The organism is Herpetosiphon giganteus, from assembly GCF_016907925.1.
Classification (GTDB): Bacteria; Chloroflexota; Chloroflexia; order Chloroflexales; family Herpetosiphonaceae; genus Herpetosiphon; species Herpetosiphon giganteus.
This window is the reverse complement of the sequence record NZ_JAFBCZ010000025.1, coordinates 77,954-88,780: the sequence shown is the minus strand read 5'-3', so window position 1 is coordinate 88,780 and position 10,827 is coordinate 77,954. Positions and strand designations below refer to the sequence as shown.

General features: G+C 51.5%; 6 protein-coding genes. 3 read left to right on the top strand and 3 right to left on the bottom strand.

The genetic code is table 11. From position 1 onward, the window contains the following. Nucleotides 1-185: 185 nt before the first annotated feature. Nucleotides 186-1,118, bottom strand: coding sequence for a TrmH family RNA methyltransferase (locus JOD20_RS19745; RefSeq protein WP_204756922.1), 933 nt, complete (start codon nucleotides 1,116-1,118; stop codon nucleotides 186-188). Nucleotides 1,119-1,220: 102 nt separating this feature from the next. Beyond that, nucleotides 1,221-2,771: a glycoside hydrolase family 43 protein gene (locus JOD20_RS19740; protein WP_204756921.1), complete on the bottom strand. Its 1,551-nt coding sequence runs from the start codon at nucleotides 2,769-2,771 to the stop codon at nucleotides 1,221-1,223. Between the two features lie 92 nt (nucleotides 2,772-2,863). Here JOD20_RS19740 and JOD20_RS19735 point away from each other — a divergent pair, with 92 nt between their 5' ends. Together JOD20_RS19735 and galA are read left to right on the top strand one after the other, a co-directional pair. After that, nucleotides 2,864-3,511: a class I SAM-dependent methyltransferase gene (locus JOD20_RS19735; RefSeq protein ID WP_204756920.1), complete on the top strand. Its 648-nt coding sequence runs from the start codon at nucleotides 2,864-2,866 to the stop codon at nucleotides 3,509-3,511. Nucleotides 3,512-4,061: 550 nt separating this feature from the next. Then, on the top strand, nucleotides 4,062-6,836 hold the full coding sequence (gene galA / locus JOD20_RS19730) for a beta-galactosidase GalA (protein ID WP_204756919.1): 2,775 nt from the start codon (nucleotides 4,062-4,064) through the stop codon (nucleotides 6,834-6,836). Here the strand turns inward: galA and JOD20_RS19725 are convergent. Continuing rightward, the gene (locus tag JOD20_RS19725; RefSeq protein WP_204756918.1) at nucleotides 6,833-7,435 is read right to left on the bottom strand and encodes a TetR/AcrR family transcriptional regulator; all 603 of its coding nucleotides are present in this window, start codon (nucleotides 7,433-7,435) and stop codon (nucleotides 6,833-6,835) included. The genes galA and JOD20_RS19725 overlap by 4 nt on opposite strands. A 176-nt stretch (nucleotides 7,436-7,611) precedes the next feature. On the opposite strand from JOD20_RS19725, the gene JOD20_RS19720 reads away from it, so the two are divergent. Then, nucleotides 7,612-10,767, top strand: a complete 3,156-nt coding sequence (locus JOD20_RS19720; RefSeq protein ID WP_204756917.1) for a bifunctional cytochrome P450/NADPH--P450 reductase — start codon at nucleotides 7,612-7,614, stop codon at nucleotides 10,765-10,767. The last annotated feature ends 60 nt before the right edge of the window (nucleotides 10,768-10,827 follow it).

The following is a 10,827-nucleotide window of genomic DNA, read 5'->3' as shown; positions in this document are numbered from 1 at the left end:
TCCTGGGTCTGATTGGTTGGATAGCACCCCAAGCATACCCGATCAGGGAACCAGTGATGATTTTAGCGTTCAAACGAGAAATGGTGACATACTGAACATGGGGGCGGGGTGTTCTGCGGCAAGCCCAATAAAAAACCGACCAACTGAGGTTGCTCAGTCAGTCGGTCGATGACGCAAGTAATCAATTATTGCGCTAAGCGCTGTTGACGAAACATTTCATACAGCACAATGCTGGTGGCAACGCCCAAATTGAGCGAATCACAGGTGCCAGCCATCGGAATCTGCACTAAGGTATCGCAGATGCTTTGCTCAAGCACCGATAACCCAAGCCGCTCGCTGCCCATCAACAAAATCGCTGGGCTTGGGTAGCTGATCGTTTGATATTCTTGCTCTACATCTGGCGTGGTACCAATCACATGATAGCCGTTAGCCTTTTTCCATTGACCAAACTCTTCGAAGTTGGTTCGGACCATGCGCAAGGCAAATAACGAACCCATGCTCGCGCGAATCGCCGCTGGATGATAGGGATCGGTCGTGTCGCCAATCAAAATCAGCCCTTCGCAGCCAACTGCATCGCAGGTGCGCATAATTGCACCCAAATTGCCCGGATTCCCAACCCCGTTCAAGGCAACCCAAGGCCGATCAGTCAATTGCACGTTGCTTAATGGTTCTTGCTCCAACTTAACAACGGCCCCAATGCCTTGGAGATTTTCTTTGAATGAGATGCCCGAAAAGGCGCTAATCGAAAGCTCAACCATTTGTTTGGCAGCTTTGCGCAAGGCGCTGACGGTTTCGTTGGAGTGCTCGGTGCGCGAAAGTAGTTCCAGCGAAATGGCCCCAATTTCAATTGGTAAGCCAGCGTTAATCGCCTGCGCAACAATCCGCGCACCTTCAATATAGTAGGTTCCGCTGCGATCACGGGCATCGCGCGAGCGCAATTGGCGAATTTCTTTAACAATATCGGGCAACACTGTTTGCTCAACGACTGGCGCAGACTTTTGGGCTTGAGCCGGAAGTTTGCGACCATAATTGTTTGAGCGATCATTGCGATCGGTGCGTTTGGCAGGGCGTTGCTGGCTGGCTGGTTGCCGACTGGGCTTAGTTGGTTTGCGTGGCATGATACGCTACTTTCTCCCACAGCAGCAGTACAAGCATCCACTGGGGAGAGTATTTTAACCAAAAAACCCTTACCTGCCAAACGCACCGATTAATCAAAACGGTTACTCGGCTACTTCGCGATATTCAAACCAATCGAAATCAGCCACGGTTTGGCTGGCTTGGCCTTGGCTGCTGGCATAAAGGCCAATCACTGTGCCCACAAAACCACCAGCAATCGGCGTGCTCAAGAAGCGTCCATCGAGATTTTCCAGCACTGGTTGCCATACATCTGGTTGTTCGGCCACAAAGAAGCTGTATTCTTGGCCATAGGCCACAATGCGCAAATACTGGCGCTGGCCGCTGACTGGTACTTGGGCCAAGGTTTCTTCCTCGCCGTTGCGGCAAACAATCACGCTGGCTTGCTGCGCGCCATCGATCACAAATTGCACTTGATATTTATGATTTTGAATCAGCACCATGCCTGCAATTTCATGGGCTTGTTGCGGCTGAAATTCCAGCACGGTTTGGGCCAAAAAGTTCATGTGCTGCTGGCGGCGACCAACAAAACTGGGGTTGGCCATTTGGTTGATTTGCTCAGGTCGCAGTTGCATGCGCAACCAACCTGGCCGTTCGCTCAAGCTCCACCATTCTGAGCGCGGCGTACGCAAAAACATCCAATGCAGGCCAACAGTATCGCCATCAAAATGATCGCAAGCAGCTTGGGCTGGCCAGCGTTGCAACGGTAGATCGGGTGCAGGATAGCTCGACTCAACCTTACCAGTGCCTGGGCTAATGATCGGCCAGCCTTCTTCCCAGCGCACGGGCGTGAGGAAGGTTTCGCGGCCAAGATTGTAGAATTCGCCGCCATACGGACGCATCGCCAATAGCACCATCCACCATTCGCCGTTTTGAGTTTGCACCAAATCGGCATGGCCAGTGCCCATCACCGGATAATCACGGCCAAGCTGGCGATGGGTCAGAATGGGATTGGCCCGATAGCCTTCATAGCCTGTCGTCAACTCGCTGCTGCGCGCAATGGTCACTGCATGGTTATATTCAGTGCCCGCTTCGGCAATCAGCAAATAATACCAACCATCGATTTTATAAAGATGTGGCCCTTCAGTCCAAACCACACCGTTGAGCGCACCGCGCCACAAGACATATTGCTCGCCAACCAATTGCATCGTGCTCAGATCAAGCTCTTGCAGCCAAATTTCGCATTGACCTTCGTATTCGGGGTTGGCTTTGCCCCGATTGCCTACATACCAGGCCCGACCATCTTCAAAAAACAGCGAGGGATCGATTCCATCAGCATCGAACCAATAGGGGTCAGACCATGGGCCAGCTGGCGATTCAGCGGTCACAATGAAGTTGCCATGGCGCTCTTTGCCCGCAATCAAGGTCGTAATCATATAAAACGTGCCATTGTGATGGCTAATTGTTGGGGCAAAAATTCCAGCAGATGGGTGAATTTCATCGAGGTTGAGCTGCGAAGGACGATCTAAAATATGGCCAATTTGCTGCCAATGCACCAAATCGCGGCTATGATGAATCGGCACGCCGGGGAAATATTCGAAGGTTGAATGAATCAGATAATAATCTTCACCCACCCGACAGATCGCCGGATCAGGATAAAAGCCCGACAGAATTGGATTTTGAAAGCGGCGTTGCATAGTGTTCCTCACACATGGAAGGGTTATATTAGTTCTTTTTTAGCAGAAATCAGTTAAGATGCAATTGAAAGTTTAGTGTTTTGGAGCAAACAATGAGCGATTTGCCAGCCAGCGCCCGCGTTTACAACAATCATATTCTAAAATTCTATGATTTTTTGGTGCACGGCATTTCCGATAGTTTTATTTGGCGCTGCCCCAAGCCCAATTTAGTGCAGTGGTATCAGCAACATTTGCGCTCCCAGCATTTGGATATTGGGCCAGGCAGCGGCTTGTTGCTGCGTGAAACTCTCGCCCAACGCAGTTTAGCGAAACTGCTGCTGCTCGATGTTAATCCAGAGTGCTTAATCCAAGCCAGCGCGAATCTCACCCAATGGCAGCCGCAATGCGTGCGGGCTTCGATTATGCAGGCCTTTCCATTAAACGAACAATTTGAATCGATTGGTTTAGGCTATATTTTGCATTGTATTGCTGGCACGCCTGAAATCAAAGGCGCGGTCTTGCAACGCTTGGCCGAGCGCTTAACCGCTGATGGGGTGTTGTTTGGGGCCACCATTCTGAGTGCTAACGAGCCGTTTCATAGCAATACCGCCCGCCGTTTGATGGGTATTTACAACCAGCGCCAAATTTTTGCCAACCAAACCGATACGCTGGCCAACCTCGAAACAATGTTGCAACATGCCTTTCAGCGCTACGAAATTAAACGCATCGGTAGCGTCGCCCTGTTTGCTGGTTGGCGTTGATTCAGGGATCAGGGGTTGGGGATCGGGGGTCAGAAGCAAAGGAATGGTTTACGGAAACCGCGAAGATCGCGAAGGGCACGAAGGCTACAGGCTTGTGGCTACCGGAAAATCATTGGAGTTGGCGACAGGTGGTTGGCACGGCACAGGATACCGATCCCCAACCCCTGACAATCGACCCCTCGCCTCGCAACTGCGAAAAGCACGAAGGGCACGAAGATCGTCAAGTTTTGGGGTATAGAATCAACAATAACAGTCCGCAACCCAAATATTAGGGGTGCAGGGGATGAAAACCCCTGCGTCTCCCGCCTTGAGGCGGGACGGAAGGGTGGTGATCATCAATAATTGTTAACATCGCTTGTGGTTAATCGCAATAAGATTAGCTGATGCTGAAATCCAAATAATTTTTTAGAAGAATTTTAGTAAAAAAGCCTGTAGACTAGCTCGTTAAAGTGTCGTGTTAGTCTGCGTTTGCCCAAACGCGGGGCGCGACCCTTGAGCAACTAAGCGCTGCTTGGCAAACAACGATGTAGAGCAGCATGGAGCATCAACGATGATTAGCAACCCACCCCGCGAACGCATATTGTTTGATCAAGGCTGGCGTTTTGCCCTCGGCCATGCCTTCGACCCCGCCCAAGATTTTCAGCTTGATACCAGCCATTTTTCGTTTTTGGCCAAAGCTGGCTATGGCGATGGTGCAGCCTCGTCCAAATTCGATGATCGGGCTTGGCGCGTGGTCGATTTGCCCCACGATTGGTGCGTCGAACTGCCATTCGATCACCATGGCAGCCACAGTCATGGCTACAAAGCGATTGGCCGCAAGTTTCCCGAAAACAGCGTTGGCTGGTATCGCAAACGATTTGAAATCGCCGCCGGCGAGCTTGGGCGACGGATCAGCCTCGAATTCGATGGCGTGCATCGCGATGCGCAGGTTTGGGTCAATGGCTTTTATCTTGGCAACGAGCCAAGCGGCTATACCAGTTTTAGCTACGATATTAGCGATTATCTGAATTATGGCGGCCAAAACGTGGTCGTCGTGCGCGCCGATGCTACCACCGAGGAAGGCTGGTTTTACGAAGGCGCTGGCATTTATCGCCATGTTTGGCTCTGCAAAACCGCGCCGCTGCATGTCGCCCGCTATGGTACCTTCGTTACCAGCGAAGTTCACGAGGCAAGCGCAACAATCACGATTCAAACCACGATTGTCAACCAAAGCCAGCAACCAGTTGAATTCAGCTTGCACGAAACAATCAACGCACCTGATGCAACGCCCGTCGTGCAAGCCCAAAGCCCAATCTATCAACTTGCTGCGGGCCAATGCGCCGAATTCAACCACCAGCACGAGCTGAACAATCCGCAACTCTGGGATCTTACCAGCCCCAATTTGTATCAACTCACCACCAACGTGCAGCTCAGCGATCAAACGGTCGATAGCTACGAAACCAGTTTTGGAGTGCGTAGCATTCGCTTCGATCCCGATCAGGGCTTTTTCTTGAACGGGCGCTCGGTCAAATTGGTTGGCAGCAATCAGCACCAAGATCACGCTGGAGTTGGCACGGCCCTGCCCGATAGCTTGCAAGCATATCGCATTCAACGCTTGCAGGAATTCAATCACAACGCGATTCGGACTTCGCACAACCCGCCAACGCCTGAATTTCTTGATGCCTGCGATCGCTTGGGCATGTTGGTGTTGAACGAAAACCGCTTGATGGGATCGAATCCTGAGCATTTGCGCCATGTTGAGCAACTGATCAAGCGCGATCGCAACCATCCATCGGTTATTTTGTGGTCGTTGGGCAACGAAGAATGGGCGATTGAAGGCAATATTATCGGCGCACGCATCGCCAGCACCATGCAAAGCTTCGCCCGCCAATTCGACCATACGCGTCTGTTCACGATTGCTTGTAGCGGCGGCTGGGATACGGGCATTGGCACGGTAACTGATGTGGTTGGCTATAACTACATTTGGCATGGCGATATTGACGCGCATCACGCCCAATTTCCCTGGCAATCAGGCGTTGGCACCGAGGAAAGCAACACCTACGGCACGCGCGGCATTTACCAAACCGATGTTAGCCGCGGCCATTTGGCGGCCTCTCCCAGCGGCGACGGCTATGCCGACACTAAGTTCAGCTGGCAATTTTATGTCAAACGACCATTCTTGGCTGGGCTATTCTTCTGGACAGGCTTCGATTATCGCGGCGAACCAACGCCGTTTGAATGGCCAGCAGTCGCCAGCCAATTTGGCTTTTTCGATCTCTGCGGGTTTCCCAAGGATATTGCCTATTTCACCAAGGCTTGGTGGGGGCAAAAGCCAGTCTTGCACATTGGCTATCACTGGGATTGGCCACATGATCTTGGTCAGGTCAAGAGTTTCCCAATCTATAGCAATTGCAGCGAGGTTGAGCTTTGGCTGAATGGCGTGAGCCTTGGCCGCCGTGCAATGCCCGAAAACGGCCATCAACAATGGGAAGTTGCCTATCAGCCAGGCGAATTGCTGGCCCGTGGCTATAATGATGGCGTTGAAGTGATCAGCACTAGCCTGCGTACCAGCGAAGCAGCCAGCCAGATTCAGCTTGTGCTTGATTACGGTCAACTCAAGCAAGCAGGCGATTTGGCCATTGTTACGCTGCAAATATGCGACGAGCAAGGCCAAATTGTGCCAACCGCCAACCATTTGCTTGATCTGCAATTAACTGGTTCGGCCAAAATTCTAGGCGTTGGCAATGGCGATCCATCCAGCCACGAGCCAGAGCAATATCATCAACACTACCTCATTAGCCCAATTCAAATGAGTGGCGAGCAAACCGCCGCTGATCTGAGCGCTGGCTTGGAGTTGGCACGCGGAGCAGTAGCCCAAAGCTGGCAACCAGCATTCTGGCACCATAACGATGATCAACAATCCAATCCACAACCCTATATCGTTTTCAATGGCAGTTTTGAGCTACCAAACTACAGCGAAGCGAGCAACATTCGCTTGTTCAGCAAAAGCATCGCCCACGACTATAGCGTTTATATCAACGGCCAGCTAATCGCCAACGAAATTGAGCTTGATCAGGGCGACCAAGTGCTCGAATTGAGCCACGATTTGGTGCGGCCCGGCCAAAACAGCTATCTAGTAACTGGGCGCTGGATCAAAAAAGCTAATCCTTGGACGTTCCCCAATCGCGAGCCTGGCGTGGTTCAAATTATCGAGGCAGCAGCGCCATGGCAACGCCGCGCCTTCAACGGCCTTGCCCAAGTGATTGTGCAACACACTGGCGGCGACGAGCCAATTAGCCTTAGCGTAAGCAACCCAGAACTCAACAGCGCAAGCCTGACGTTTTAATCCTCGGCAATTGGGCGAGCCAGCACTGCTTCCAACAAGGCGGTCGCTGGCTCCTCAATCAGCAATAATTGATCGATTTGATCGCTCTCCATCGCCTGCAAAATTAATTCATTAATCCCGCCAACAATCGCCATCGCCAAAGCTGGCGTGATTTGGCGTTTCTGCGGCGAATCATACTGCTGATCAGCCCCAGTTGCCCGCAACAAATCGGCAAAGCGTTGATTGGCGGCGCGGCGAACCTGCAAACCCCTACGACCTGCGGCCAAAATTTCAATAAATAAAGTCCGCATCAGCAACGGATGGGCTTTGATCCGCTGTAAATAGGCCCGATGGGCGCAGCGCACCCGCGAATGCATATCATTTGCGCCCTCGATTGCTTGGCGAATAACTTCGATCAACTGGTCGGTGGCGGCGGTATAGAGCGCCAACAAACAATCTTCTTTGCTGGCAAAATGCTCGTAAAACGTGCGCTTGGAAACTCGTGCCAAGCGCACAATATCGGCAATCGTGGTTTCTGCATAGCCTTTTTCGGCTACCGCAGCCGCCATTCCATCCATCAAGCGGCTGCGGTATTCAGTTTCTGTCACTTGTTCGGTCATACCACCCTCGTCGTTGAGCCATTCCTCACTCATACTAGCTTAATTTCTTGGTACTTGACAGTACCAGAAGCAAATGATAGCATAAATTGTGTTGGTACTCAATAGTACCAAATATTCTTTTTGATGATTCGCGGCGACCTGCACAGGCCAGCATTGCAATAAGCGAGGCTCGTTGTATGAGTATTTCTAGTCCCATTCGTGCTATTCCCCAACCACCAACCCGTCCGATTGTTGGCAATGTGCCGGATATTGGCATGGAAACGCCGGTGCAAAATTTGATGAAATTGGCGCAGCATTATGGGCCAATTTTTCGGGTGAGCTTTCCCAATCGCTCGGTTTTGGTGGTTTCTTCAGCAGCGCTCGTGGCCGAAATTAGCGATCAACAGCGCTTTGATAAATTATTGCATGGCCCGTTGATTCAAATTCGCGATTTTGCTGGCGATGGTTTGTTTACGGCCTACACCGAGGAAGCCAATTGGAGCAAAGCCCATCGTTTGTTGATGCCAGCCTTCGGGCCGGCCAGCATGCGCAATTATTTCGATGACATGCTCGATATTGCCGACCAATTATTTACCAAATGGGAGCGCCAAGGCCCAGAAACCGATTTCGATGTGGCCGATAATATGACCCGCCTGACGCTGGATACGATTGCCTTGTGTGGCTTTGGCTATCGTTTTAATTCATTTTATCAGCGCGAAATGCACCCCTTTGTTGAAGCAATGGTGCGGGCCTTGGCCGAAGCAGGCGCGCGCGCCCGCCGTTTGTCAATTCAAACCAAGCTGATGCGTTCGACCCAGCGTCAATACGAAGCTGATATGCACTATATGCACGGCATTACCGACGAATTAATTGCCAAACGCCGTAACCTGCCCAGCAATGAAGTACCCAACGATTTATTGGGATTAATGCTCAACGCCAAGGATTCAATCACTGGCGAAGGCTTGGATGATGCCAATATTCGCAATCAGTTGGTGACATTTTTGATTGCAGGCCACGAAACGACCAGCGGTTTGCTCTCGTTCGCCACCTATTTCTTATTGCAACAGCCAGCAATTTTGCAACGCGCCCAAAGCATTGTCGATGCGGTGCTAGGCGATCGCTTGCCGCGCTACGAAGATTTAGCCAAACTTGGCTATCTCGACCAAATTTTGCGCGAAACGCTGCGGCTTTGGCCAACCGCGCCCGTGTTTGGCGTGTATGCCAAGCACGATACAACAATTGCTGGCTTTCCGGTGAAGCAAGGCGAAAAATTCCTTGCCTTATTGCCAACCTTGCACCGCGACCCCAAAGTTTGGGCCAATCCTGAAGCGTTTGATCCTGATCGCTTTGCGCCCGAAAGCCGCGAACAAATTCCTGAACATGCTTGGAAGCCGTTTGGCAACGGTCAGCGCGCCTGTATTGGCCGCTCCTTTGCCATGCAAGAGGCTACGTTGGTGCTGGCAATGCTGCTACAACGCTTTGAATTATCGCAGCCACAGCCCTACAAGCTGCATGTCAAAGAAACTTTGACCCTCAAACCAGAAGGCTTGACGGTTCGCGCTCGCCTGCGCAAAACAATTAATCGGGCAAGCACACCAGCGCAACCAGCAACCAATCCCAAAACCGCCAGCAACCAATCCCAGCACAACACACCGTTGTTGGTGCTCTATGGCTCGAATTCTGGCTCGTCGGAAGCCTTTGCGCGCCGCATTGCCAGCGATGGCGAGGCCCAAGGCTACCAAGTAAGCATTGCACCACTCAACGATTATGTCAATAAATTACCAACTACTGGCGCTGTCAGCATCGTTGCGGCCTCGTACAATGGCCAGCCCGCCGATAATGCCCAAGCATTTTGCCAATGGCTAGCCAATGTTGAGCCAGATTCGCTCAAGGGCGTGCGCTATAGCGTGTTTGGCTGTGGCAACCGCGATTGGCAAAGCACCTACCAAGCAGTGCCAAGTCAAATCGATCAGCAATTACAAGCCGCAGGAGCAGAACGCTTGCTCGAACGTGGCGCAGCTGATGCCCGCAGCGATTTCTTTGGCGATTTTGAGCGTTGGTATGCGCCATTTTGGCAAACCCACAATCAAGCATTTGCAATCGAAACCACAGCAATCAATACCACACTCTACGAGGTTGAATTACTACCATCAAGTAGCAACCAACTCGCCCAACAAAGTGGCTTGGTGTTTGCTAGCGTGCTCGAAAATCGCGAATTGGTGGATTTAAGTTCGCCCTTGGGTCGCTCAAAACGCCATCTCGAATTCAGCTTGCCTGCTGAAATTCAGTATCAGGCTGGCGATTATCTGGCAATTCTGCCCGAAAATCATCCAAGCCTCGTTGATCGTGCTTGCAAACATTTTGGCCTGAAACCAGAGCAAACCGTAGTTTTACACGCCAAGCGCGCAGCCAACTTGCCGCTTGAGCAGCCAATCAGCCTTAGCGAATTGCTCAAAAGCCATGTTGAATTGGCAACCCCAGCTACCCAGCGTGATTTAGCAATTTTGGCAGAGAAGAATGTTTGTCCGCCGCATCAAATCCATTTAGCTAGTTTGGCACAAGATACTGAACGCTACAACAGCGAGATTTTGCAAAAACGGCTGAGCCTGCTCGATTTGCTTGAGCAATATCCATCATCAGTGCTAAATTTTGGCGAATTTTTGGCACTTTTGCCAGCAATGCGGGTGCGTCAATACTCAATTTCATCATCGCCGCTGCTCAATCCGCAGCAAGCAAGCTTAACCGTCGCGGTCGTCGACGCGCCTGCATGGTCGGGCAAAGGTCAGTTTTATGGCACATGTTCGAGCTATTTAGCCCGCTTGCAGGTTGGTGATCGGGTTGCCGTGACGTTGCGCCAGCCACATATTCCATTTCAGCCGCCAGCTGATAACAAGCAACCACTGCTGATGATTTGCGCAGGCACCGGTTTAGCACCATTTCGTGGCTTTATCCAAGAACGGGTAGCCCGCCACGAACAAGGCGAGCCGCTTGGCCCAACTGCCCTGTTTTTTGGCTGCGATCATCCTGAGGTCGATCTGCTGTATCGCGAGCAAATTCAGGCTTGGCAGCAAGCAGGAGTTTTGGAATTTTATCCGGCTTTTTATCGTCAGCCAATCAGCGAGGTCAGCTTTGTGCAACATCGACTCTGGCAAGAGCGCCAACAGGTCTGGAGCTTAATCGAACAAGGCGCGCTAATTGCGGTCTGTGGCGATGGACGTTATATGGCTCCGGCAGTGCGCGAAACCCTCGCCAAAATCTATGCTGAAGCCACTGGTAGCGAGCAAGCGGCAGGCATGGACTGGGTTAGCGAAATGGAGCAAGCAGGCCGCTATGTGGCCGATGTTTTTGGCTAGATTAACTATTAATCAAAGATAGATAAAAATGCCGTTGGTTCTAGAGCCAACGGCATTTAT

Coding starts and splice junctions, on each gene's coding strand:
- JOD20_RS19740 (WP_204756921.1), bottom strand. CDS start 2,771: ATGCAACGCCGCTTTCAAAATCCAATTCTGTCGGGCTTTTATCCTGAT.
- JOD20_RS19745 (WP_204756922.1), bottom strand. CDS start 1,118: ATGCCACGCAAACCAACTAAGCCCAGTCGGCAACCAGCCAGCCAGCAA.
- galA (WP_204756919.1), top strand. CDS start 4,062: ATGATTAGCAACCCACCCCGCGAACGCATATTGTTTGATCAAGGCTGG.
- JOD20_RS19735 (WP_204756920.1), top strand. CDS start 2,864: ATGAGCGATTTGCCAGCCAGCGCCCGCGTTTACAACAATCATATTCTA.
- JOD20_RS19725 (WP_204756918.1), bottom strand. CDS start 7,435: ATGACCGAACAAGTGACAGAAACTGAATACCGCAGCCGCTTGATGGAT.
- JOD20_RS19720 (WP_204756917.1), top strand. CDS start 7,612: ATGAGTATTTCTAGTCCCATTCGTGCTATTCCCCAACCACCAACCCGT.